At 56.5% G+C, this 22,864-nt stretch carries 24 protein-coding genes; 10 read left to right on the top strand and 14 right to left on the bottom strand.

The window, feature by feature from the left end; genetic code table 11:
* Positions 1–173 precede the first annotated feature (173 nt).
* The 8 genes from PspS34_RS11575 to PspS34_RS11540 all read right to left on the bottom strand — a co-directional run bounded on the left by PspS34_RS11575 (position 174) and on the right by PspS34_RS11540 (position 10,573).
* Positions 174–1,856, bottom strand: a complete 1,683-nt coding sequence (locus PspS34_RS11575; protein WP_154862255.1) for a hydantoinase B/oxoprolinase family protein — start codon at positions 1,854–1,856, stop codon at positions 174–176.
* The gene (locus tag PspS34_RS11570) at positions 1,853–3,904 is read right to left on the bottom strand and encodes a hydantoinase/oxoprolinase family protein (RefSeq protein WP_150813678.1); all 2,052 of its coding nucleotides are present in this window, start codon (positions 3,902–3,904) and stop codon (positions 1,853–1,855) included. The genes PspS34_RS11575 and PspS34_RS11570 overlap by 4 nt, the downstream gene beginning before the upstream one ends.
* A 56-nt stretch (positions 3,905–3,960) precedes the next feature.
* Positions 3,961–4,674, bottom strand: coding sequence for a TorF family putative porin (locus PspS34_RS11565; RefSeq protein ID WP_154910516.1), 714 nt, complete (start codon positions 4,672–4,674; stop codon positions 3,961–3,963).
* Between the two features lie 172 nt (positions 4,675–4,846).
* Positions 4,847–6,136 (bottom strand): cytosine permease, encoded by a 1,290-nt coding sequence (locus PspS34_RS11560; protein WP_150813680.1) that lies wholly within the window; start codon positions 6,134–6,136, stop codon positions 4,847–4,849.
* Between the two features lie 160 nt (positions 6,137–6,296).
* A complete protein-coding gene (locus PspS34_RS11555) occupies positions 6,297–8,069 on the bottom strand; it encodes an aminopeptidase P family protein (RefSeq protein WP_275113804.1) in 1,773 nt (590 codons plus the stop codon).
* On the bottom strand, positions 8,069–8,608 hold the full coding sequence (locus PspS34_RS11550) for a peptidylprolyl isomerase (protein ID WP_150813682.1): 540 nt from the start codon (positions 8,606–8,608) through the stop codon (positions 8,069–8,071). Before PspS34_RS11550 ends, PspS34_RS11555 begins: the two co-directional genes overlap by 1 nt.
* 135 nt (positions 8,609–8,743) lie before the next feature.
* Entirely contained in the window at positions 8,744–9,232 is a 489-nt protein-coding gene (locus PspS34_RS11545; protein WP_102675000.1) for an Lrp/AsnC family transcriptional regulator, read from the bottom strand.
* A 786-nt stretch (positions 9,233–10,018) separates the two neighbouring features.
* Positions 10,019–10,573, bottom strand: coding sequence for a TetR/AcrR family transcriptional regulator (locus PspS34_RS11540; protein WP_150813683.1), 555 nt, complete (start codon positions 10,571–10,573; stop codon positions 10,019–10,021).
* A 126-nt stretch (positions 10,574–10,699) separates the two neighbouring features.
* Between PspS34_RS11540 and PspS34_RS11535 the strand changes: the two genes are divergently transcribed.
* From PspS34_RS11535 to PspS34_RS11520, 4 genes are all read left to right on the top strand, one after another.
* The gene (locus PspS34_RS11535) at positions 10,700–11,350 is read left to right on the top strand and encodes a DJ-1/PfpI family protein (protein WP_154910519.1); all 651 of its coding nucleotides are present in this window, start codon (positions 10,700–10,702) and stop codon (positions 11,348–11,350) included.
* A gap of 23 nt (positions 11,351–11,373) precedes the next feature.
* On the top strand, positions 11,374–11,910 hold the full coding sequence (locus PspS34_RS11530) for a DUF2867 domain-containing protein (protein ID WP_159389756.1): 537 nt from the start codon (positions 11,374–11,376) through the stop codon (positions 11,908–11,910).
* A 667-nt stretch (positions 11,911–12,577) separates the two neighbouring features.
* On the top strand, positions 12,578–13,105 hold the full coding sequence (locus PspS34_RS11525) for a VOC family protein (RefSeq protein WP_159389755.1): 528 nt from the start codon (positions 12,578–12,580) through the stop codon (positions 13,103–13,105).
* An 8-nt stretch (positions 13,106–13,113) separates the two neighbouring features.
* A complete protein-coding gene (locus tag PspS34_RS11520; protein WP_159389754.1) occupies positions 13,114–13,920 on the top strand; it encodes an SDR family oxidoreductase in 807 nt (268 codons plus the stop codon).
* Positions 13,921–13,957: 37 nt separating this feature from the next.
* On the opposite strand, the gene PspS34_RS11515 is transcribed toward PspS34_RS11520, so the two are convergent.
* Positions 13,958–14,977, bottom strand: a complete 1,020-nt coding sequence (locus PspS34_RS11515; protein WP_159389753.1) for an alcohol dehydrogenase catalytic domain-containing protein — start codon at positions 14,975–14,977, stop codon at positions 13,958–13,960.
* Positions 14,974–16,713: an FAD-binding protein gene (locus tag PspS34_RS11510; RefSeq protein WP_159389752.1), complete on the bottom strand. Its 1,740-nt coding sequence runs from the start codon at positions 16,711–16,713 to the stop codon at positions 14,974–14,976. The genes PspS34_RS11515 and PspS34_RS11510 overlap by 4 nt, the downstream gene beginning before the upstream one ends.
* Positions 16,714–16,888: 175 nt before the next feature.
* Here PspS34_RS11510 and PspS34_RS11505 point away from each other — a divergent pair, with 175 nt between their 5' ends.
* The 4 genes from PspS34_RS11505 to PspS34_RS11490 all read left to right on the top strand — a co-directional run bounded on the left by PspS34_RS11505 (position 16,889) and on the right by PspS34_RS11490 (position 19,241).
* Complete coding sequence (locus PspS34_RS11505; RefSeq protein WP_159389751.1) at positions 16,889–17,497, top strand: TetR/AcrR family transcriptional regulator; 609 nt, start codon at positions 16,889–16,891, stop codon at positions 17,495–17,497.
* 217 nt (positions 17,498–17,714) lie between these two features.
* Positions 17,715–18,041: an isochorismate lyase gene (locus tag PspS34_RS11500; RefSeq protein WP_090454865.1), complete on the top strand. Its 327-nt coding sequence runs from the start codon at positions 17,715–17,717 to the stop codon at positions 18,039–18,041.
* A gap of 154 nt (positions 18,042–18,195) precedes the next feature.
* Positions 18,196–18,684, top strand: a complete 489-nt coding sequence (locus tag PspS34_RS11495; RefSeq protein WP_154862246.1) for a GNAT family protein — start codon at positions 18,196–18,198, stop codon at positions 18,682–18,684.
* A 131-nt stretch (positions 18,685–18,815) separates the two neighbouring features.
* Complete coding sequence (locus tag PspS34_RS11490; RefSeq protein ID WP_057715321.1) at positions 18,816–19,241, top strand: GNAT family N-acetyltransferase; 426 nt, start codon at positions 18,816–18,818, stop codon at positions 19,239–19,241.
* An 82-nt stretch (positions 19,242–19,323) separates the two neighbouring features.
* Here the strand turns inward: PspS34_RS11490 and PspS34_RS11485 are convergent, their stop codons facing one another.
* Positions 19,324–19,815, bottom strand: coding sequence for a hypothetical protein (locus PspS34_RS11485; protein ID WP_090454864.1), 492 nt, complete (start codon positions 19,813–19,815; stop codon positions 19,324–19,326).
* 142 nt (positions 19,816–19,957) lie between these two features.
* Entirely contained in the window at positions 19,958–20,497 is a 540-nt protein-coding gene (locus PspS34_RS11480) for a hypothetical protein (RefSeq protein WP_090454863.1), read from the bottom strand.
* Positions 20,498–20,796: 299 nt separating this feature from the next.
* Between PspS34_RS11480 and PspS34_RS11475 the strand changes: the two genes are divergently transcribed.
* Together PspS34_RS11475 and PspS34_RS11470 are read left to right on the top strand one after the other, a co-directional pair.
* The gene (locus PspS34_RS11475; protein WP_057715330.1) at positions 20,797–21,090 is read left to right on the top strand and encodes a hypothetical protein; all 294 of its coding nucleotides are present in this window, start codon (positions 20,797–20,799) and stop codon (positions 21,088–21,090) included.
* A gap of 130 nt (positions 21,091–21,220) precedes the next feature.
* Positions 21,221–21,781 (top strand): hypothetical protein, encoded by a 561-nt coding sequence (locus tag PspS34_RS11470; protein ID WP_057715331.1) that lies wholly within the window; start codon positions 21,221–21,223, stop codon positions 21,779–21,781.
* A gap of 36 nt (positions 21,782–21,817) precedes the next feature.
* Here PspS34_RS11470 and PspS34_RS11465 read toward each other — a convergent pair whose 3' ends face one another.
* Together PspS34_RS11465 and PspS34_RS11460 are read right to left on the bottom strand one after the other, a co-directional pair.
* A complete protein-coding gene (locus PspS34_RS11465) occupies positions 21,818–22,135 on the bottom strand; it encodes a cytochrome C oxidase subunit IV family protein (protein ID WP_057715332.1) in 318 nt (105 codons plus the stop codon).
* A 13-nt stretch (positions 22,136–22,148) separates the two neighbouring features.
* Positions 22,149–22,862: a heme-copper oxidase subunit III family protein gene (locus PspS34_RS11460; protein WP_057715333.1), complete on the bottom strand. Its 714-nt coding sequence runs from the start codon at positions 22,860–22,862 to the stop codon at positions 22,149–22,151.
* Positions 22,863–22,864 lie beyond the last annotated feature (2 nt).

Genomic DNA, 22,864 nt, shown 5'->3' with positions numbered 1-22,864 from the left:
GTTGGGAAGGTACGGCGCAGCCCGTCCGTGGGGAACCCGGTCTGGAGTCGAAAGAGCGAGACGCGAATGAGCCATCGCGTTTCCTTCAGTAGTAGAGAAGCACTGCCGTCCCTGGCAAGCACCTCTCATACCGATTCCGTTGCCGGCGCTGTCACTCAAAAGCTCCGGTTCAGCTATGCCGATGACATCTGCTCGGGATAGTAGCGCCGGGCTTGTTCGACCGAGATGTATTGGTTTCTTACATCATCCTGGATAGCCTCCAGGCTCCGCGCTTTTGCCGGCCCCCAACCACCGCCGTTGGCAGTGACCAGACGCAGTAAATCGCCTTTCTCAAGCTCCACACGATTGGCTCGACTGAAGCGTTCGGTTGGCCCCTGTGCGCGAATTACTTCAGCGTAGTTGCACGAACCTTCATGACCACCGTCAATTCCCCACGGCGGGGTGATGCCGCGCCCGAAGAATGTCGACACCCAAGCTTTGGGCGACAAGATCCGATAATCGAGCATTACCCCTCTTCCGCCACAGTGACGCCCCGCGCCACCCTCTTCATGATGAAAACCATAGCGCTCGACTAATACCTCATAACAACGTTCGGTCAACTCGACCGGAATATTGCTGGTTTCACCATTTCCCACACAGAACTGACCGCTCTCTCCGTCCTTGTCATGTCCAGCGCCCCAACCGCCAACCAACGGCTGAACCATAAGGTACTCATCATTGGTAATGGAGTTGCGCCCGTTCAACACCATCGAGCACACAGAACCGAGTTGCCCTGCGATCAAGCGATCCGGCAGCGCTTGAGCCAATGCCCGACGTATCACATCGGCTGCCGCCACCATTGACTCGAAGTAAGCAGACACCGGCGCCGGGCGCTGGGCCGTGCAAATGGTGCCAGGCGGGCAGATCACCTCGATTGGGCGGAAACACCCGGCATTGGCCGCAATGCCAGGCCGCACGACCCCCATGAATACTTCGCGTACAGCAGACTGCAGACCGCACAGGGTATTGTTGATCGGCCCTTGCGCTTGCAGGCTTGATCCTGTGAAATCTGCCACGAAGCGACCTTCGCCGATCTCGACTTTGACTTTCACCGTGAACGGCCCATTGCCAAGACCGTCTTCGTCGATGACGTCCTCAGCGTAAAAAACGCCCCTCGGCAGGCTGGCAAACGCCGCCAGCGTCATCGCCTCGCCATGCTCGAGCAACCGCTCGATGGCATCGAGGGTGGTTTCCTCGCCGTACTTGGCCACGATCGACAACAGTCGACGCTCCCCTACGCGCAAAGCAGCGGCGCAGGCATGCAGGTCACCCAGCGTCATGTCTGGAAGGCGGACGTTGGCAGCAATGATGTCCACCACAGCCTGGTTGATCCGCCCCCGGTCAAAGATGCGTACGGTAGGAAACTGCAAGCCTTCCTGGTAAATCTCTGAGGCATCCGAACTGAAACTGCCGGGATCCTTGCCTCCCACCTCCGTCCAGTGCGCCTTGTTGGCCGTCCAGGCGATCAGGCGCTCCTTATGGAAAACCGGCATGATCATCGAGACATCCGAAAGATGCGTGCCACCTCCACCGTAAGGGTCGTTGGTGATGAACATATCGCCCGGCAAAATATCGGTTAGCGGGAATTTCTCCATCACGCTGCGTACGGCGCCATCGAGTGTGCCGATAAAGCCAGGAATACCGTTGCCTTGGGAAATCAACTGTCCTGTCGCATCAGTAAGACCAATGCCGTAATCCAGCGCTTCGTAGATGATCGGGCTCATGCTGGTGCGCTTGAGGGCAATGAACATCTCTTCGCCAATGGCAACCAAGGCGTTTTTGATGATTTCGCGGGTAAATGGATTGGCGTTGCTCATGCCGAAACCTCCTGCACACTGATATGGATATGAAGGCCACCGTACTTGTCGACCTCAAGTCGATCGGCTGGGCGAACGACTGTCGTTGTGGTCGCTTCTTCGATGATTGCCGGGCCATCGATCCGCATACCGCTGAGCAGCGCCGATCGTTGGTACAGGGGCGTCTTGACGGGTTGTTCAGGCTCGAACTCGACCCAGCGCCGCCCACTCAACGCAACTTCGGCTGTAGTCGAAGTGCTCACACCTATGGGCGCCATGGGCGATTTAGGTACTTCGCCAAACGCCACCAGATGGAGGTTGACAACCTCGATCGGCAACTCCAGCCGGAAGGTGTAGGCCTGCTCATGCTGCGCGTGAAAGCGCTCGAGTATTGACGGCAACTGCAGCTCATCAAGGGCTACTTTTACGGTGTGTTCCTGGCCGGTATAACGCGCATCGATGTGCCACTCGAAACGGAGCTTCTCGCGCGACATACCGTCGTCGGCAAATTGTGCTTCGGCAGTGCTCTGAAGGCTGGCAAAAGCCCCGGTCAGGCCAGGCAACCCTTCGTCATTGAGCAGTTGCAAGTGCGTCTGTATGTAATCGCGACGGGAATCGAGCATCAGCATGCCCCACGCCGAAAAAACACCGGCGAATGGCGGGATGATGACTTTTGGAATTCCCAATTCAGCGGCAAGGGCTGTGGCATGCAATGCCCCGCCACCGCCGAAGGCCATGAGCGCGAAGTCACGAGGATCATGACCACGGTTGACCGAAATCAACTTGAGCGCATTGACCATGTTGGCATTGGCGATTTGCAATACGCCATGGGCCAGCAGTTTGGCCGATACGCCAATCTGCTCTCCCAGTTTCGCAAAAGCCTTTTCCACCCCTGCGACATCCGGTTTGATTTCGCCACCGGCGAAGTCATCCGGATTGATCCGGCCCGTATAGAGGTTGGCATCGGTGGTTGTCGGTGCCATGCCGCCTCGACCATAAGCGACCGGGCCTGGCGTAGAGCCTGCACTTTGCGGCCCTACACGCAGGCTACCCGCCGCGTCGACCCATGCCAGACTGCCACCGCCATTCCCGATTTCAACGATGTCCACGACAGGCGTCATGATCGGATAACCGGCACTGATTGCGGTTTTCTCGATGACGTAATCGTTGCTGATGTCCACCTTTCCGTCATGGATCAAGGAGCACTTGGCCGTTGTGCCGCCGATATCCAACGCCAGCAACTGGTTTTCCCCGATCAACTGGCCGTAGGCCTGCGCCCCAAGGATGCCACCTACCGGCCCGGACTCCACCAGACTGATCGGATCCTGCTTGGCCGCATTAACCGGGGAAATGCCGCCATTGGACTTCATGATGAAGGGCGCCGATTGCAGCCCTTTAGCTGTCAGGTGCGTGGACAGATTATCCAGATAGTCTCGCGTAGCAGGCATCACATAAGCCGACAACACCGTGGTATTGGTGCGTTCATATTCACGCAGTGCACGACTGACCTGATGCGAAGCGATGACCGCCACTTGTGGCCACAACTCGTTCACGGCAGCCATTAATTGCTGTTCATGCGCGGGGTTGCAATAAGCATGCAGCAGGCAGATCGCGATCGCTTCAACGCCCTCCCCGCGCAAGGGGTCGAGTATGGCTGGAAGGGCTTCAAGGTTCAGAGGGGTTACTACTTCACCGCGATAATTCAAGCGTTCACAGATTTCCAGACGCAGATGACGCGGCACGAAAGGCGGCGGCTTGCGGTAGTAGGTATTGAAAATATCCGGTGTATTGCCCCGGGCAATCTCCAGCACATCGCGAAATCCACGGGTGGTCAGCAAGGCGGTTTTGACACCCTTGCGTTCGGTCAGGGTGTTGATCACCACGGTCGAGCCATGGGCGAAAAACTCGATGTCGGCATAACTGACGCCACTTTTCGCGACCGCATTGAGCAGTCCCTGTTCAAAGTTCGGCGGTGTAGTGTCGGCCTTGACCGCGTTGATCACGCCGTTTTCCAGGTAAACCAGGTCAGTAAAAGTGCCACCGATATCGGTAGCCACACGGATTGTCATAAGTCCTCCGGCAATCACGCAAAAGCCGGCCAGCCGCAGGGCCGCCGGCTGTTATTTCAAAAAGTGTGGGAAACGGTAAAGATCAAGCGTCCGTCGTTACGCAGGTACTCGCCACTGTTGTGGTAGCGACCCGACAAGTCGGTGTCGACCCAGCTCAGTTTTGTATTGACCGGGCCGAAGCTGCGTTTGAGTGCAACTTCCCAGTTCGAGTATTCATGGGCGCCTGTCAGATCCGGTTGGCGAAAGTACTCGCCAAAGGAGTGCCCGGCCAGGAACGTCAGATCTACATCCAACGGCAGATTGAAGGTGTAGTCGGCCGCCAGGTACTGTGACGACTGAGACGTACTGATCATGTCGTTGGAATAGTAGAAATACGTATTGAAGTTGCCGTAACCGAGACTGAATCCAATCTCCGGATAGTTGATGTTGTAGTTGGTCCCAGGGAACGTGTAGTAATAACCGATCACGCCATAACGCAAGCCGTTTTCCAGTTGGCCGTTATAGCCACCGTAAAAGTCGATCTCGATGTTCGCGCCATCGTCATAGGGGTCGCCACTTTCGAAGCTGTCGGTGTTTGTCGCCCAGGCGCCGACAAATAACCCGCTCTCCCCGGCCCAGTCCAGGCTCATGCTCAATGCCGGATCGTTGCCGGAGTAACCGATACCACGAACCTGGTACTCAGAGGTTAATGCCAGTGTGCTGGAGACTTGGGCATGGGCTGCGCAACTGAATCCGAACGCGGCCATCACGATGAGTCGGATGATGTTCATTGAAACTGCTCCTGAACTTCTAAAGCTTTTTATGGGCGTTGCGGTTGGCAAAAAAAAGACGAGCCAGCCCCGTCGAACACACGCTTGCAGTGTTCGTTTTTCTAAAAACGGGCATGGCTTCGCCCTTCGGGTAAAAACCCGGGTCAACGCATTGGGTGGGGAGTTATCGGTTTTACGAGTGCGACGGCACTACTGTAGAAACAGGGGTCAATCGACTGAGAACCAGGTATGCGACGAGGGCGACCAATAGTGAGTCCAATGTAGGTTGCGACGTCATTGTCCAACCTTCAAAGGACGTCATCCAGGCGACTGCGCTGGCCAATGCCCAACTGACCAGCGCCGGCCAGCCAAATGCGGAGGCCTGCTTCAGTGCGTCGATGTCATAGCGTTGTTGACGTACCAAAAAGAAGTCCGTGACATAGATACTCGCCAATGGCGGGATCACGATGCTCAAGGCCATGATGAAATCAAGGAAATGCGTCATGAACCCACCCACGGCCAGGCCGGTTGCCAGTACGCTCCCCCCCACTGTCAGCTTCCAGCTCGCGGTGCGGCTGACGGTCGCCAGCGTGAGCGTCGCGGAATACAAATTCGCGGTGTTGGTGATCCAGGTGGAGAACACGAGTACGGCCAAGGCCGGCAGCAGCACGCCCAGGCTAGCCATGATCAACATGATTTCGCTCTGGCCGGTAATGATCGACAACAAGCCACCGACGATAAGTACAAACGGAAAACCGGCGGCCATTCCAAGAATGGCAATCAAGGCATCTTTTTCAGTGCGTGCATAACGGGTGAAATCAGGCATCAATACCGGTGTCAAAATCACCATGCCAATGGTGCTGGCGATGGCCAGTGCCAGGCTGTCACCCGAGCCCGCGAACCCGCCCAGTTGACCGGGCGCTGCGCGCTGGAAGCCGAGGTACAATGCAAACAGCATGAACAGCGCCATAAGCGGCACCGAATAAATCGACAGCCGATCGAGCCCGCGCAATCCATAAATGGCCATCAATGTCATCAGGATGCTCCCCCATACACAGTGAACCCATGCCGGCGTGACAAAGCCCCAGGAACTTTGCAACGCGCTGGCCACTGTGCTGCCGAAGATATCCGCCGTGGCGGCATAGAACCCCAGCAAGGTCACCGCCATGGTCAGGTTGATCAGCTTGGCCCCATGCCGGCCAAAGGAAAACTGCAGAACCATGTAGGTACTCAGTCGTGTCCGCACACCGACCATCGCGGTCAATGCACACAGCAATCCGAGCACAACACATACCCCGACGAAGATCAGCGAGGCAGTCGAGAATCCGACTTTCCGGGTCACGTCTGCACCCAGCCAGAACACCGGCAAGGTCATCCCTATCCCAAAGGTAATCAGCGCCAGCCCGGTTCCGGAAACCGTTTCGGACTGGGGTACGGGCCTGCGATCGTACCCATCGGGAATCACGTTTTCTGTACTGTTCATGCTCGCCTCTATACTGGCAACGCCTGCTCTCCCACTAAGAAGCAGGAGGCAAACCGACTATTAGAATTGTTTTGAGGCGCTCGCGAACGCTGGAAACATGTTGCCAGCCTCACTGAAATCTAACTGCGCTTTTGCAGGGGCCAGGAAAAACAATCAACTGTTATTCAGCACGAAACTGCATGTTGTTCGGTAGCGTTTGCCGTAGCAACCATGCTGCGACGTCTGGTTCCAGAGACGCCGCCAATGCCCCCCGAACAGTCCAATGGTACTCATCGAGCCACTGAGTTTCGGCCGGGCTCAGCAGTCCACGGTCTATCAGTTCAATCGCAAACGGCGCCAGGGTAAGGACTTGGAACTTGAGGAACCCCGGATGCGCCTCGACTTCAATCACCTCATAGAGGTTCTCGATGCGAATCCCCAGCTCACCGGACAGGTAAACGCCCGGCTCGATCGAGGTCACCATTCCCGCTTGCAGTGGCACCGCGCTGGCGTGGGGGGCAATCCTGTGGGGCCCCTCGTGCACATGCAGGTAGCTGCCAACCCCGTGCCCGGTGCCATGTGCATAGTCCAGCCCCTCTCGCCACATCACCTGCCGCGCAACGCTGTCCAGTTGCTGACCACTGGTGCCGACGGGGAACAAACAGCTGGCCAGCGCAATATGGGCACGCAGCACGGTGGTGTAGAGGTAACGCTGGCGGGCGGTAGCGGGACTGCAGGCCAGCACTCGGGTCACGTCGGTTGTGCCCTGGGGGTATTGGCCACCGGAATCGATCAGCAGCAACTCGCCGTGCTTGAGCTTTGCCGCCCGCCCTGGCTTGGGCAAGTAATGGGGTTGGGCTCCATTGGCACCGGTGGCCGCGATGGTCTCGAAACTCGCGCCTTGGTAATCGGGATGCCGCGTACGCCAGCCCTCCAGAGATTCGACGATAGACAACTCGCTTTGCCCGAGAAACCGGTCGCAGCGATCGTGGAACTCATACAGAAATCGGCAAAGGGCCAGGCCATCGATACGATGTGCTTCACGGCTGCCGGACAACTCGGCGGGCTGCTTGCAGGCACGCTGCAATAGCAGAGGATTTTGCGCCTCATAAAAGGCACAACCGGCGGACTCGAACTGACGATAAACAGCCGCCGTGCACATTCGGCGATCGATCCATACTCGCTGGCCATAAAGTTCTGCGATGGCCTGGTCGAGCCACTGGGGTGAACGCACAGACACCGCTGCGGGCAGCCAGCCCTGGGGCAGTTGCAGGCGGTTGGCATCGATGAACCAGTCAAGCCGGCCGTCGGCGTACAGCAGGGCGTTGCTGAACGGCAATGGTGCGATATCGATATCCTGGCCGCGCACATTCAACAGCCACGCCACCATATCCGGCGCCGGCAGCCACAGGGCATCGCACTGCGACGCGCCCAAGCTGGCGGTGAGGTTTTCGAGTTTGTCTTGCGCAGCCATACCTGCATATTGCAACCCCCAGGCAAGCACTGGGCTGTTCGGCGCCTCTGGACGATTGCGCCAGCACTCAAGCACGGGATTGTCCAGGGACTCGTGCCAGTTGAAGCCCGACTGTGTCGCCATGACCTGCCAGCGCGCGCATTCGTCGACACTATGCAGCCTTGAATCGCAGGCAATGGTCGCGCCGGGTTGCAGCTGCCCGCGCAGCCAACTGAACAGGCTGCTTTCGTCCAGCATCAAGGTATCGAACTGAGTACATTCCTGGCGGGCCTGCTCGGTATAGCGACCATCGACCAACAGCGCCGCGCGCTCTTGTGTCAGCACCGCCAGCCCTACGCTGCCACTGAAACCGGTCAACCAGTGCAAGGCTTCGTCAGCGGGTGCGAGGTCTTCATTGAGGTAGGCATCGCTGCGGGGAAGCAAAAATGCATCGTATCGACGCGCTGCCATCGCCGCCCTTACATTCGCATAGCGCCCCATCACACACCTCGCGGCTGACGGTAGGCTCGTACGATGGCTATCTCGGCCTCAGGTAACAAATATTCTTGCGCTCCAGCACGACTCCAGATCGCCTCGACCACCTCCATGCCCGCACAGACCTGCCCGAACGCCGCAAAGCCCAGCCCATCAGGATGGCGAGCGCCACCATGATCGAAGTGCGGTTGATCACCGATACAGATGAAAAAATCACCCTCGGCACTGTTGGCCTCGTCACGTCCCAACGACACACTGCCATGTCGATGGCTCAAGCCGGTCTGCAGTGTGCTTTCGAGTTGGATCATGGGCAAATTATCGGCTGCCAGGGGGCGCGTGCCTCCGTGCACGACACTGATGCGCACCGGGTCTTCCGGTTGCTGATTGGACGGATTGACGATGCGAAAAATACTGCTGCCGTCATAGCGACCACTGTCCACGTAGGCCAGAAAGTTCGCGGTGGTCAGCGGTGCCTGTTGGCCAAACAGCTCGAGTGTAAAGGCCCCCAGTGCCGTTTCCAGGGTAACGTACGCAGATGCAGACATGGCTGTTCTCTCCCTCAGGATAAAACCACTATTGTCTGCAAAGACGACGGTGCAAAAGATTGAGATAGCCCGCGTGCATTGCACTTGCTGCGGGATGCACGCGCACTTACCGCAGATTGTGCAGATCGCGCGCCGTCACTCCCGCCAAATCAGATTCTCTAGCGGGTAGCCGGCAAACCACTTGGTTTTGTCGAGAATGATGTTGCTGCTGATTTTCAGGATGTTGGGGTTCTCATCCAGCAGCTGTTCACAGAGCGTGTTGAAATCGGTAACGGTCGAACAGGTGGCCAGGGCAATGTAGTCAAACTCGCCATCGACCTTCAGGCAGTCGACCAGCTCGCGACGCTTGGCAATGAAGCGTTCGAATTGAACACGCAGATGTCCGGCGTGATCACGCAAGCTGAACATGACATAGGCCATGACGTTGATACAGATTGCGTCGATATCGATCGATGCCATGTAGGCACGGATGTAACCGGCATCCTCCAGCGCCTTGGTTCTTTGCAGGCAGGCGCTGGGAGAGAGATTGATTTTCTCGGCCAGCTCCAGATTGCTGATCCGGGCATTGCTTTGCAGATTTTCGAGGATTGCTCGGTTGATACGATCCAACTTCACTTTTTTCATGTTGCCTCTACACGAATCAACGCTAAACCTCAGGAACTAGCGGAAAGAATGTCTGCCACGAGACTGACATGAGACTAGCGATCTGGATAGCCCATATCTTTTGTCCCCAATCGCAATCATTTCTGTTCATTCTGGCATTAACGAATAGCCAATACTGATGTCAGCTTTCGACTGAAGAAAAGAGCTTTGACGAATTGATGATCAGCTTTCCATAGCACTCAACGAAAGCTCAATTGTGGTCGGCGAATGTCTGCAATGGGTCGATTCTGTTGAAAAAGTCAGTACTTCCAGACTGCTCGCATACTGACCGCTGAAAACGCCTTTTTCGCGCGCCGCTCCGCGAAATCTGAACCCGGAATCCTCTGTTCAAAGTAAAGATTTCAATCTCAAGCGCGTACTTTTCTGTCGTGGAAACCATGGTCGACTTTTTCAACAGAATCGGCCAAAAGCGGTCGCTCGGCAGGTCCTGATTTTTGGATCGGCAAGTGATACACATCTGGTATTGCCCAACGAACATCGGTAAGCGTACGAGGAATACGCCTTGTGCAGGGTATGCGTGCGGCGAAGGCCGTACTCAAGTTAGTGCCGTAGGCCAGTGGCATGGACGTTAGCCCTATGAGACCAATGGCGTGCACTAGAGCTGGAGATTGGTAGATCGCGTTAGCCAGGCGGCTTGCCTTGAAGGGAGTGGCGTTCAAGCAGCCACTCGGTGAAGGAATTGAGTGCTGCCGAGAATTTAGCGGCACGCGAACTCTATTTATTCAGTTACCCAATTTAGCTCATGACTTAGGCCCGCCACGGTGGAAGAGCCCCTTCGAAAAGTGAAAAGGCTCGATGCAGGAAACTGTTGAAGCGAGCGGCATCACGCCGCAGCCCTGCCTGTTGACCACCAATCAGACACAGATGGGCCACCCGACCAATCACTTCTGCTTCGCCTGGCATAGGGACCAAGCGGCGGCACGTCCGTATCGCGAAGTCCAGTCGTCTTGTGTCAACACGCTGCTGAAACTCGCCTACCAACGGATCGTGCAGCGACCAGGCTCGGATGGAAACTTCCCGCCCAGGTTGTTTCTCAGCGGCAATACTCAAGTAGCGTTTCAAGATTTCGCCCGCGCTACGACCCTGCGCCGCATAAGCGAGCATGCGCTCCGTGTAGTCTTCTTCCCAAGCGGCCAGCAAGGTGCGGACAAAGTCTTCGCGATTGCGGAAATGGTGATAGAAGGATCCGCGGGTCACATTCAATCGGCGCGATAGGCTCTCGGCCGAAACGCCACTATGTCCTATTTGGTCGAGGGCCTCAAAACCAGCTGCGATCCAATGGTTGCGAGTTAGTTTTCCCACCAGTTATTTCGCTCCATATTTAGCGCCATACAGACTGTGTATGGTGCGCAACCGATTGATACGCTGCGAACACCAGCAAAGATGGCCGTTGCGTTTTGCACGCTAGCACTTTTCATGGAGCTCGCCTTGAAGAAAATCGTTCTGGTTGCTTTTGACCAATTCACTGATATCGACCTATTCCTGATGTGGGACATTTTAGGCCGCAACACTGAGGACTGGCACGTCCGAATATTGGGTGCTAGCGCTATCGTGCGATCGGCGCACGGCCTGCCTGTTCCGGTGCACGGTCCGCTTTCCGAGGCCAATAGTGCCGACGCGGTATTGTTCGTCAGCGGCAAGGAAGGGATACCCGCCGCACTTGCCGCCCCAGATTTCCTGCCGTCGTTTGAACTTGACTCCAGACGCCAGCGAATCGGCTCCATATGCGCCGGAGCTTTCATTCTCGAACGGCTTGGGCTGCTCAGCGGCCAAGCAACTACACACCCGGATGCACGATCGAGCTTGCAAGCTCTGGGACTTGAGCCCGTGGACCAGCCTCTTGTATGCCAAGGGAACGTTGCAACCGCTGGTGGATGCCTTTCGGCGCTCTATCTGGTGGGATGGTTGGTTGAATCCTGGTTCGATGTCGGCAAGCGCCGTGCGACGTTGCTCCCTGTTCTACCAGCTGGGCAGCAAGAGCTCTATGATGTCTTGATCGGGCTCAGTATCCGACAAGGAGCGTTATACGACAAACCATCGCAACAAGAAACGCGACATGGCACGTCATCTAATTGGTAGTTAGAACTCAGGAGAGATCCCCGATGCCCCGAGAATTTGAGCTCATTATGTCCGTGCCTGTACCCTCGAGGTCCGGCATCACCCACCTTTACAAGTCGATGAACCTAGCAGACGCTTTTGCGATTCGGCTCCCGGCGGGCACCTCCAGCAATCCAGATTTGCTAGCTCGATTCATCCTTTCCCACCAGCCATCCTGGATCGGATGGCTCATGAAAGTCCGAGACACTATCGTTGCCTGTTTTGGTCTCAAGACAGCCAAACATTTGGCAACGCTTGCGAATCGGATTCAAATCTTCAAGGTCTACAGCTCGAACCAGACTGAAGTCGTGTTGGGAGAGGACGACAAGCACCTCGACTTCCGGATTTCGATCCTATGTTCTGGAGAGGCAGAGCCAGAAGGCAGTCGCCAACTCGTTTTTTCAACCGTGGTCCAGTGCCACAACCGTCTAGGCCGGGCCTACATATTCGTTATTGCCCCATTTCACCGCTTGGTTGTCAAGGCCAGCCTTCTCCGTGCAGCGCGCATCGGTTGGCCTCTGGCTGCCTGCCCCGAAGGCTGAGAGCCGTTGCTGATCCATTAGGCACGAGATCGCGTCACTTTGGCGGTGCCACGCGGGTGCTGGATTTCAACGCAGATACTCGATGAAGGAGCCAGGGGATGCCCTTAAATCTGCCTTATCCTCGCCACATTTTGTCTACCTGCTAACCGCCGCGTGTGCCACAAATAGCGGCCACCGTCGAAAACAAGCAAGCCCACCGCCATCCAGATTGGGACGGACTATCTAAGTTGGGTCGGTTTCAGCCCGTCGCGCCAGGCATAAATCGGCCAGAAGCGGACTTCCGCTACACGAGCTATGGCTCAAGCCTTTTTCTCCGAGAGCCGTCTATCAAGCTCGTCTCGAATGTCTGTCCACTGCCGGGGCCTACGCCGAATCGAGAGTGCAATTTCGATTTCGGTTCCCCGCGAACAACATAGCCAACTCATTCGCACCCACGAGCAGGGCTGTTGTTTGCATGGCAAATCATTCCGTCCTCCAGCGAGACGTCGGCGAAAGGCTCACCCGACTCCCTTGATCGGCGTGACACACATAAACAATTTTGTGCCATTATGCTTGGCGCACAATTTGATTTTTGTGCCATAACCACCACTGGCGTCACAGAGCCCAACCCCGGGCTGAACCTTCGTCAGTAGCCTTTTCCCAATGACATCACTCCCAAGGAGGCGTCATGAGCAGTGCATTGCTTGGTCCGATCAGTCAGATCGGTTATCTGGTCGAGAGCCTGGAACAAAGCATGGAACGCTGGCGACAGCATCTCGGTGTCGGGCCCTGGACGCTCTTTCGCAACGTCAGCCTCCAAGGCAAGTATCGAGGTGAGCCGGTCACTGTCACGATCGATGTCGGGCTTGCGTATCAAGGGGATATCCAGATCGAGCTGATCCAGGTGACCAACGATGCGAAGTCGCCCTATCGAGATGCTGAAGGCCATCCAATCCGGGGCATGCACCATGTCGCCTGGGTCGTCGATGACTTCGACCAGACCCTTGTGCAATTGACTGCGACCGGGTTGCAAATTGTTTTTGAAGCCAGCAACCCGACGACCCGCGTGGCCTATCTGGAAAACCATTCGGAGCCTGGAGTGCTTTACGAAATCATCCATGGGATCGGGATGCGCGAGTTGATCCAGCAGGGCATTGAAGCCGCGAGGCACTGGGATGGCACGGATCCGGTTCACATTATTGATGTGGGGGCGTAAGGGACAGCATGTCGAAACGACTTGAAGGTAAGGCGGCATTGGTGCTGGGTGTGGCACCTGGCAACGTCGGCGAAGCCGTGGCTCGACGTTATGTCGAACAAGGGGCGCGTGTGCTGGTTTCAGGGCGCCGCGCCGATGCAGTGGCGGCGGTTGCACAGTCACTCGGGGTGCCTTGGTTGGCGTGCGATATCACCTCGCAGGCCGAGGTCGACGATCTGGTGGCGCAGAGCAAACAGTGCCTGAACGGCCTGGACATCGGCGTCAATGCCACGGGCTGGGGGCTCTTGAAGCCGTTCCTGGAACACAGCCGCGAAGACCTGGAGAAAATGAACGCGGTGCAATTCACCGGCCCGTTCCAGTACTTTCAGGCACTGCTGCGTCATATGCCGACGGGGGGATCAATCATCCAGATCTCGTCGGTCACGGCCAGCATCATGTTCGACAACCACGCCGCGTACATGGGCACCAAGGCAGGCATCGACCACGTCATCCGTTGCATCGCTCACGAATTCGGTCAGCACGGGATCCGGGCCAACTCCATTGCCCCCGGTGGTGTTGCCGATGCGCCGATGTCGGGTGGCGGGCTGCTGAGCCCGTCTATCGCTGCCCTCTATCACCGCGAAATCCCCCTCGGGCGCAGTGGTGTATCAGCCGACGTGGCCGATGCGGCACTCTGGCTGGCCAGCAGCGAGTCCAGCTTCGTGACCGGTCAGGTCATTCATGTCAGCGGTGGACAGACGCTTCGGCGCAATCCCTCCATTTCCGAGATCTATGCGGCGGCCACTGCACCCGCAGGCCCGGCCCGGCACCTCTGATAAACAGCACGGCTGGCATTGCCGGCCGTGCGACGGTTCAGGGCTTGATGATGACTTTGGCCGACCGCTGTGGGTCAGCCGCCGTTTTATAAGCCTGCGCAACGTCATCGAGCGAGAAACGGTGGCTGATCATGGACTCCGGATCGAATGCGCCGGATGCCAGCAGTTCCAGTGCCTGCGCGAACTCCGTCGGATAACACAGGGTGCCGATCAGTTCGAGTTCCTTGACCTGCAGGATCGAGAAGTCAAAAGCCTGCGGTTGCTTGTAGACACTTGCCACGGTGATGCGTGCGGCATCCCGGGCCCTGGCGATGGCCTCGTGCAGCACGCCGCTGACCCCTGAACACTCAAAGATCACCTGGGTCGCGGGCGCTTGCGTCCCCAGGAAAGTCGGCACGCGGCCATGGGCCCGTGCGAGTTCGCTCCACAGGTCGTCTCGTGTCGGATCGAGCGTCAGGTTCGCCCCCAGCCCGGCAGCAATCTCCAGGCGCCCGGCAGACAGGTCAGCCACAGCGATCTGGCTGATGCCCCGGGCCTTCAGGCACGCGACGATTCCCAGGCCAATGGCCCCGGCGCCAAGGACCAGCACGGACTCAGCGGCCGTCACCCGTGAGCGATTGACCGCGTGCAAGGCCACCGCCAGCGGTTCGACGAGGGCGGCCACCTCCAGGGGAAGGTTCGCCGGCAGTTGATGCAGAATCGGGCCGCTGTTTACGTTGCGCACCCGGACCAGGTTCGCCAGCGCCCCCTCATCGCTACCCACGCCGATCATCGCGCCGTTGGCCATGGGATTGACCACGACCCGCATGCCGGGCCGGTAGTGGACGACTGCCGTGCCCACCTCGCGGATGACCCCGGAGAACTCATGCCCCAATGGCATCGGTGCCCCATCGCGGCGAATGCCCCCGCTCTCATAGAAGCCCAGGTCACTCCCGCAAACACCGCACGCGGCAACTTCGATCAGCACATCTTTCTCACCCGGGGATGGTAAAGGGACTTCGTCCACCCGCAGGTCTCGAGGGCCGTGGAGTCGTACCTGTTTCATCACATGGTTCATTGTTGAGTCCTGTTGGTGGCTGATGCCGATTCGGCGGCGATGTGATCGGCAGCGATGAAGGCGAAGGTCATCGCCGGGCCAATTGTCGAACCGGGGCCGGGATAGGTCTTGCCCATCAGCGCAGCCGAGGTGTTGCCCACCGCATAGCAACCGGCAATGGCCGAGCCGTCCGGGCGCAGCACGCGCGCACAGGCGTCGGTGCGCAGTCCGCCTTTGGTACCCAACTCGCCCGGATCGATGCGCAAGGCATAGAACGGCGCGCGATCGATCGGGCCAAGGCAGGGGTTGGGTTTGCAGGTGGTATCGCCGTAGTAGCGGTCGAACAGGTTGCCACCCTTGCCGAACTGCGGATCAACGCCAGCGGCGGCGTATCGGTTCATCTGCACGAGGGTGGCTTCGAGCCCGGCGACGTCGACGCCGATCTTGGTTGCCAGCTCGGCCGGTGTTTCGGCGCGGTAGATCACATTGTCGAGCCAGCCGGCGGGGATCTTGCTGTCCGGCTGCACACTGCCCGGCAGCAACACACCGCAGGGATAGCGCTTGCGGTACTCGGCATCGAATACCAGCCAGGCCGGTGCATTGGCCTGGGTGCGCTGATGGTCGGCATACATCGCATAGATGATGTCCGTGTAGGGCGCGGCTTCATTGACGAAGCGCTGGCCCAGTCGATTGACCATCACGCAACGGGGCGCCGCACGCTCAACGAACAGGGCGCGCTGGCTCGACTCCCCTGGCACCTTCACTGTCGGAGCGCCCCAGGTGTGTTCCATCAGCGCCACCGCACCGCCGGCCTCCAGCCCGGCACGAATGCCGTCGCCATGGTTTATCGGCGGCGCCGCCGTCCATTGGGCCTGTGTGGGCCGTGGCAGATACAGTTCGCGCATCGCCTGGTTCGACTCGAAACCGCCGCAGGCAAGCACCACACCGTGCCGCGCCCGCAGGCGTTGAGTGCGACCCTCGCGCAACACATCGATGCCAACCACCCGGCCCTCATCCAGTTGCAATGATTGCATCGAGGTTTGCAACCACAAGGGAATGCCTCGCTCGGCCAAGGCTGCGCGCAGGCTCGCCACCAAGGCGTTACCTAGGGTCAGGCGGCGATCTCGCCGGCTGCGGCGACGCCAGCGAAAATCACTCAGGTAGCGCAACGCCAGCCCGGCGGTCAGCAGCAACCAGCCGCGCTCCTTGGCAAGGATGGTGTGGGCCTCGACCTGGGTCATGGCGATACGTCCGCCAATCAGGGTCGCCGGCGATGCCGCCCGCAACAGCTCGAAGTGTTCACCCAGGCGTGCCCCGTCGAACGGGGCCGGCTCCATGGTGCGGTAGCCGGGCTTGCCACCTTTACGGTCCGGGTAGTAGTCGGGGTAGCGCGGCACTGCGCGAAAATTCGTGCGCGCCTGGCGTGCCAGGTACTCAACCATTTTCGGGCCATTGTCGAGATAGGCGTCGATGCGCTGCTGATCAAAATCTTCGCCAACCACCTCGCGCAGATAGCTGATCGCTTCGTCGTATGAATCGCTGCCCCCCAGTGCGGCAATCTGGTCGTTACACGGAATCCAGATCCCTCCCCCGGATACCGCCGTGGTACCGCCATAGACATCGCTCTTTTCAATCGCGAGTACCGACAAGCCGTTGTCGTGCGCTCGCAGTGCTGCAGTCAAGGCCCCGGCGCCCGAACCGACAATCACCACATCAAACTCGTCGTCCCGGTTCGAGTCCTGCTGACTTCTGGTCATGGCTATGCCTCCTGTTAAATGGCTAACTCTATGTCACAATTTTTATTATCTGTGCCAGAGATTGGCACGAAATGGCTTTTTGTGCCATGCCATGTGAAAATCGGGCTCAATTGCTTTTCCAAAGGGCCGGGCACGAATGCTCGCCCCGCCCCCCCCCGAGCGTGTGAAGGTGCAAATGAGTCGACAATTACGCTGGGGTGATGCCAGCAGGATGGAAAACGCCAGTGATGGCCGGTCGCTGATTCTGCGTGCCGCCCTCGACGCGATGATTGCCGAGGGCGCCGAAGGTTTCTCGATCGATGACGTGGCCCGCGGTGCCAACATCTCGCGACGCACCCTGTACCGGTATTTTGGTTCCAAGAAGGAGCTGATTCAGGCTGTCGTCAGTGCAGAGAACGCTGCCTTTTTTGAGGAAATGCAACGCTCCCTGAATGAGTTCGAAGATGACTTCGAGGCTTATCTCACAGAGTGCGTGTGTTTCTCCGTACGCTACCTGGATCGTCATAACGGCGGCTTCCACCACAGCTATCTGACGAAGAACTCAACCCTGGAGGTGTTCACCTACATCCTCGAAAACATCGCACCGATGTGGCGTGATTTGCTGGAAGAGCCCTATCGTCGTTATGTCGAACGCAACAACAGGTCTGTCGCGTCGCTTGAGAACATCATCGCGCTGATCAGTCGAATCGGGCTCGCGTACTGTCTTGTTCCTGCCGATGAACATGCAATTCGTGAGCAACTGGCAATGCTTCAGCCGACGCTTGTTTGCAGGGCTCTTGAGTAAGTGATTAATCCCGTTTTTTGGTCGAAAATTCAGCGAGTCCTGATTGTCTCGATGAAAAAATTCGTGACAGGCAACTATCAGCGGTCACTCAAACACCGTCACCCTCGCCCACTGCCCTATCGATTAACGCAGTCTAAAGAGTTCGCCGATCCGCCTTAGCCAACCCCGATACTTCTTGCGAAGGCCCACGATTTTTTCAGTAAACGGAGTCACCTACATGGACGTCATCAATCAGTTGCAGCCCGAAGAGTGTGCAGGAATGGAGGATATTCGACGTGAAATCGATGCCCTTGATCAGGTTGTTATCAAACTGTTGGGCAAGCGTTTTCACTACGTACTGGCTGCCTCTAAGTACAAGACCTCAGTGACTTCGGTGCGTGCTCCGGAGCGTTTCAAGGCCATGTTGGCGACAAGACGCGAGTGGGCCGAGGCTGAGGGCCTGAGCCCGGATGCAATCGAGAGGATGTACAGTGACCTGGTGAACCACTTCATTGCAGAAGAGATGAAACACTGGGCGGCTCATCAATCCAACACCGGACTCTAGTGTCCGGATGGACTGTCCGCCATGGGGTGTGGATTCAACCGCCCTTCATGTCAGCTTCAATCGACCATTGGCGGACACATCATTGCTTTCCGTCACCCTGCGCTAGCCTTGGGACTCAGCTAAAGTACTGACTCATGGAGCTTAGAGACGAGCAATGAAACTGAACCACAGGCCAGTGAAGGCTAGCGACGTAAAAATGATCTGCGGCTTTCCTCAGAACGCTCAAGAGTTGTTTTTCATGTTTCCGAAAGCGCACTTCCCGCTAACGGAAACGCAGTTGATTACCGCGATCTCCCAACGCTTCGACTCTACCGTCGTGGAGATCAATGGGACTGTCGTTGGGTTTGCCAATTTCTATCGAGCTGAACGCAATGGCGTTTGCTGTGTCGGCAATGTCATCGTCTCACCGAGCGCTCGGGGCGAAGGAGTGGCCACGTTTATCATAGAGACGATGACCGCCTTGGCATTCGAGCGTTACGGAGCCAACGAGGTGCAGATTTCCTGTTTCAACGAAAACACGGCAGGGCTGCTGCTCTACCCCAAGCTTGGGTTTGTGCCTTATGCCATTGAGGAGCGACCTTCTTTGGGAAACGGCCGATCGGCCCTCATACACATGACGCGTAGCAGAAGCTCGACAGGTTGAATACACGGCCAAAAGCGGCTATTCAGGCCATCTGAAAAAACCGACAACTTGATGTATTCACTGATCCACCATGGGGTGACTGGACTGGGATACCTTGTTGACCCGGTTACTCACCGCTCAGGGAGAGCACCATGTCTGTAGAAATCCAACTTTCTGAAAATGCTACTGAAGCAGAGCGGCTGGGAATTTTGACCCCGTTGCTGGCCCATAACCAGGTCAACGGTGGAGACGACGCACATGAAACATTTGCTCTGTTGCTACGGGACCCTGACAGTAACGAAGTCATTGGCGGACTGTACGGCAAGGTCTCTTATCGATGGCTGCTCATCGATCTTGTCAGCGTTCCCGAGTCGATGCGTGGCCAGGGTATCGGAGAACGGCTAATGCGCATGGCTGAAGAAGTCGCGCAGAAAAAGCACTGTATTGGTATCTGGCTGGAGACTTTCAGCTTTCAGGCACCCGGGTTTTATCGAAAACTTGGTTACTCCGAATTCGGCCGCCTGGCAGATTATCCACCGGGACATACCCGGTTCTATTACCAGAAGTCGTTGTGCTGATCGCGTTTTGGATCTTGGGCCGATAGCTGCGCCTCGTAGCAGGCAGCAATCGGCCGTGGATTCAACCGATGCAACAGATTGGTTAAATAGTTCCGCGGCCGTTCCTGAGCTTCCATCTTTTCCACATGAGCATCAGATGAGCAAATGCCGAGAACGAAAAAAACATGAATACGAGAAAACGAGCCTTTCTGCTTTCCCTGGATTCATATAATTCTTCGCACTCACCTCCTGAAGAACATCGAGCAGAGCAAAGCTTCACGCCATCGACACTGCAGTCCAGCAAGCTGCCATTTATGAAAGACAACTCAATCTCTTTACCTTTTGCCTCCCTGAACAATCCGGGTGCGCGGGTTAATCGATAATCAAGCTGTTTATATCGGCCGGTCTCCGAATCTCGAACTGTGATTACGGACACTTTACTACCGCTGAAATGAACTGCCCTGCCACGCATGAACTCAATGTCGGCTCCACGGTAGCCATAGGAATCAATAATAATGAGCAAAATCAATATGACCACTCCGAAGACACCGAAGGTCAACCTGATCTGCTCAAAACCTCCTTTCGGCCATTGCATTTCAATCCCTCATTTTCCCGCAGCGAGTCTGGAGCCACCACTGTTCAGGTTAACGTGAAAAACAGGTCTGGCCCCGCGCCTCCACTCAAGCACCCCCATTATTTATTTCGCACTATTCAACCGACTTACTTCAATCGCTTCTTCAATTAGAAAACACATATTGCCCCCTGACTTTTCTTGGTGAAAAAAAAGCCAAATCTGGAAATATCTTCTGGCGAACGTAGTATACAAAAGCAAACATTCCGATACCTATAACCGAGCCGACAAACATTGGGATGGAGCCTGAGATCAACCCTTCAAACTGCTTCGCTGCCGAGCCCATGGATAGAACAATGTAAGCATTGTAAGCTCCTGCCAAGTGATTGTAGAAGCCCCAGGCAAACAAGAGCGGGACAAGTGCGCTCAAACCGCCAATTATCCATCTAGCGTTAGGTCCAATAGTTGAACCTATACCAAAGCCGATTAGAACAGCTAATGCTGCCTGGATAAACATTAGCGTAATAACGGCATTAACCTTGCGATCATGTATATCACAGAGGTAGGGGTCAGCAGTTGAAGCGATCAAGCGAGCAAGCAGACTGTCCTTGATCCCTTGTCCTGAGAGCCGAGTGAATACTTCCGACTTAGGTACTCCGGACGAGATCAGGTCTTTTATTTTGGCTTTAGCTTCTTTTTTTTTCATATTAGTGACGACTCCGTGGCACAAGGGCAAATTGTGATAACGCCTGAAGCGAGATGATCACGTTTTCACGAGCCTGCTGGACGGTGTTCCCCTCCAACGCGTACAGGTACCTGACCAAGCATAGCCACTAATTTGCCATCGCTATTCACGACGGCAAAAATGGCCGGTGGTCGTTGCATTACGATTGTCGCCGACGTTTGGCTAAGCTTAATAAATCAAGGCGAGCTGAAGCCTTGAGTAATAGCGGCCATCAACGGATCTGGATTGGCATCAAGGCGACACTCCCAAGGGAGACGACTATGTATGCGGTTATAAGAACCTACCTGGGTACTGGAGCAAAGCAGCTTTTCGAGTTGTTGGAAGAGCGCAATGCCGACGTCGAAGCGACCCTGCGGACAGTGCCTGGCCTCGTCAGCTACACACTGTTGAATACGGGTGATGGTGGTACAGCGGTGACTGTTTGCACGGACAAGGCCGGCAGCGATGCGAGCCTGAAAGTCGCGCGTGACTGGATTCAGAAAAATGCATCGAATATCCGCGCGAACCCGCCGATCGTGACGGAAGGTCCGGTCATTGTGCAGATCAGCCAGTGACCGGTCCGCAGGATGGTGAGTGCTATACTTTTTTCAAATTGCACCGGGTGTGCAACGTTCCCCACAGTACAGCTGCCAAGTGCTGCCGGACAGAGGAGGTCTGCAGCAAACCCGAGATGGGAGGTGTGGCATGAACCGACACTATTACATCAGTGACAATCTCAACGATCTTGAAAACGTTGAATATGAATTGGAAGCCAGCGGCATCAATTCCGAACAGATTCATGTGCTCAGTGAAAAAGTTGCTGATGTAGAAGAACATCACCTCCACGAGATCAGCTCGCTGATGGAACAGGATGCTGTTCACTCTGGTGAGATTGGTGCGGTGATCGGCGTGCCACTCGCAGCGCTGGTCCTGGGTGGCGCCTATTGGATGGGCTGGACCGAATCCGCCGCAGGCTGGATGCCCTTTATCTTCCTTGCCATTGTTGTATTGGGCTTCTGCATCTGGGAAGGCGGTTTTTTTGGGTTCCAGGTGCCGAACACTCACTTCCGCAATTTCAAACAGGCAGTAAAAGAAGGGAAACATATCTTCTTCGTGGATGTTGAACCGAATCAGGAATCGGTACTGGACCAGGTCATCAAACAGCATCCGAAGCTGAAGATCGCCGGCACGGGAACGGCAGCTCCCCACTGGACAGTGGCCTGGCAGCACAAATGGCATCAGTTCAAGCGAGTGATATCGGGTTAGCGCCTGGGGACTCAAGGCCATCCGAAAGCTGCTTGCCTACTGGCCAAAGAAAATGCCTCTGCTGAGGAAAATATAGTCTGCCTCGGAGGCCATCAGCCCGATAAGCACCAGTAAACACAACGGTGGCACCAGTATGGCGTAGACCAATGCCAGGCGCTCCCATGCCATATGCATGAAGATGGAGACAATCAAACCTGCCTTCAACAACATGAACGTGATGATCAGGGACCACCGAAGGTAGCCATGGAAGTGGAAATAGTCGACAAGGTACGACAGCGTGCTGAGGACGAATAACAGTCCCCAGATTTTAAGGTACAAACTGATTGGATGTTGCTGACCCTGAGCATGTGCCATCACTCGTGCTCCTCTACCATAAATAGAAGAATGCAAAAATAAATACCCACACCAGATCCACGAAGTGCCAGTAAAGCCCGGCTATCTCGACGTTCTGATAGTTGCCGGAGCGCTCATAATCTCCGCGCCATACCTTCAGCGCCACAATGCTGAGGTAGAGGGCGCCGATTGATACATGCAGTCCGTGAAAACCGGTAATCATGAAAAAGCTGGCGCCAAATTGCGCCGCTCCCATGGGGTTCCCCCAGGGACGCACCCCTTCTGCGATGAGCTTGCTCCATTCAAATGCCTGCATGCTGACGAAAGTCACACCCAAGGCAGCGGTCGCCAGCATCAGGGCCGCGGTTTTCGCGCGATTACGGCGATAGGCGAAATTGACGGCCATGGCCATGGTGCCGCTGCTACTGATCAGCACAAAGGTCATGATGGCGATCAGAATAAGCGGGATTTCCTTGCCGCCGATCGTCAATGCGAACACTTCACTGGGGTTCGGCCAGGCGCTGGTGATGGTCATGCGTACCGACATGTATCCGGTCAGAAAACAGGTGAATATAAACGTGTCGCTGAGCAGGAATATCCACATCATCGCCTTGCCCCAGGGCACCTGCTTGAAGGCCTCTTTATCCGAGGACCAATCGCTGGCGATGCCCTGCCATCCCGGTGCAGGCGGCGAACCTGGTGGATTGGATGAACTGGATTCGACTTGGGCTTGTGGGTGCAATGCCATGG

It is taken from the genome of Pseudomonas sp. S34, assembly GCF_009866745.1.
Lineage (GTDB): Bacteria > Pseudomonadota > Gammaproteobacteria > Pseudomonadales > Pseudomonadaceae > Aquipseudomonas > Aquipseudomonas jessenii.
The sequence above is the reverse complement of the archived record's forward strand: the minus strand, read 5'-3'. Positions and strand labels throughout refer to the sequence as shown.

Bases quoted from the DNA above. Each gene is read 5' to 3' on its own strand.
- PspS34_RS11485 (WP_090454864.1), bottom strand. From the start codon at position 19,815: ATGCAATGGCCGAAAGGAGGTTTTGAGCAGATCAGGTTGACCTTCGGT.
- PspS34_RS11545 (WP_102675000.1), bottom strand. From the start codon at position 9,232: ATGAAAAAAGTGAAGTTGGATCGTATCAACCGAGCAATCCTCGAAAAT.
- PspS34_RS11460 (WP_057715333.1), bottom strand. From the start codon at position 22,862: ATGGCATTGCACCCACAAGCCCAAGTCGAATCCAGTTCATCCAATCCA.
- PspS34_RS11475 (WP_057715330.1), top strand. From the start codon at position 20,797: ATGTATGCGGTTATAAGAACCTACCTGGGTACTGGAGCAAAGCAGCTT.
- PspS34_RS11465 (WP_057715332.1), bottom strand. From the start codon at position 22,135: ATGGCACATGCTCAGGGTCAGCAACATCCAATCAGTTTGTACCTTAAA.
- PspS34_RS11555 (WP_275113804.1), bottom strand. From the start codon at position 8,069: ATGGGGCGCTATGCGAATGTAAGGGCGGCGATGGCAGCGCGTCGATAC.
- PspS34_RS11490 (WP_057715321.1), top strand. From the start codon at position 18,816: ATGTCTGTAGAAATCCAACTTTCTGAAAATGCTACTGAAGCAGAGCGG.
- PspS34_RS11520 (WP_159389754.1), top strand. From the start codon at position 13,114: ATGTCGAAACGACTTGAAGGTAAGGCGGCATTGGTGCTGGGTGTGGCA.
- PspS34_RS11570 (WP_150813678.1), bottom strand. From the start codon at position 3,904: ATGACAATCCGTGTGGCTACCGATATCGGTGGCACTTTTACTGACCTG.
- PspS34_RS11550 (WP_150813682.1), bottom strand. From the start codon at position 8,608: ATGTCTGCATCTGCGTACGTTACCCTGGAAACGGCACTGGGGGCCTTT.
- PspS34_RS11525 (WP_159389755.1), top strand. From the start codon at position 12,578: ATGAGCAGTGCATTGCTTGGTCCGATCAGTCAGATCGGTTATCTGGTC.
- PspS34_RS11470 (WP_057715331.1), top strand. From the start codon at position 21,221: ATGAACCGACACTATTACATCAGTGACAATCTCAACGATCTTGAAAAC.
- PspS34_RS11495 (WP_154862246.1), top strand. From the start codon at position 18,196: ATGAAACTGAACCACAGGCCAGTGAAGGCTAGCGACGTAAAAATGATC.
- PspS34_RS11565 (WP_154910516.1), bottom strand. From the start codon at position 4,674: ATGAACATCATCCGACTCATCGTGATGGCCGCGTTCGGATTCAGTTGC.
- PspS34_RS11480 (WP_090454863.1), bottom strand. From the start codon at position 20,497: ATGAAAAAAAAAGAAGCTAAAGCCAAAATAAAAGACCTGATCTCGTCC.
- PspS34_RS11500 (WP_090454865.1), top strand. From the start codon at position 17,715: ATGGACGTCATCAATCAGTTGCAGCCCGAAGAGTGTGCAGGAATGGAG.
- PspS34_RS11515 (WP_159389753.1), bottom strand. From the start codon at position 14,977: ATGAACCATGTGATGAAACAGGTACGACTCCACGGCCCTCGAGACCTG.
- PspS34_RS11560 (WP_150813680.1), bottom strand. From the start codon at position 6,136: ATGAACAGTACAGAAAACGTGATTCCCGATGGGTACGATCGCAGGCCC.
- PspS34_RS11575 (WP_154862255.1), bottom strand. From the start codon at position 1,856: ATGAGCAACGCCAATCCATTTACCCGCGAAATCATCAAAAACGCCTTG.
- PspS34_RS11505 (WP_159389751.1), top strand. From the start codon at position 16,889: ATGAGTCGACAATTACGCTGGGGTGATGCCAGCAGGATGGAAAACGCC.
- PspS34_RS11510 (WP_159389752.1), bottom strand. From the start codon at position 16,713: ATGACCAGAAGTCAGCAGGACTCGAACCGGGACGACGAGTTTGATGTG.
- PspS34_RS11530 (WP_159389756.1), top strand. From the start codon at position 11,374: ATGCCCCGAGAATTTGAGCTCATTATGTCCGTGCCTGTACCCTCGAGG.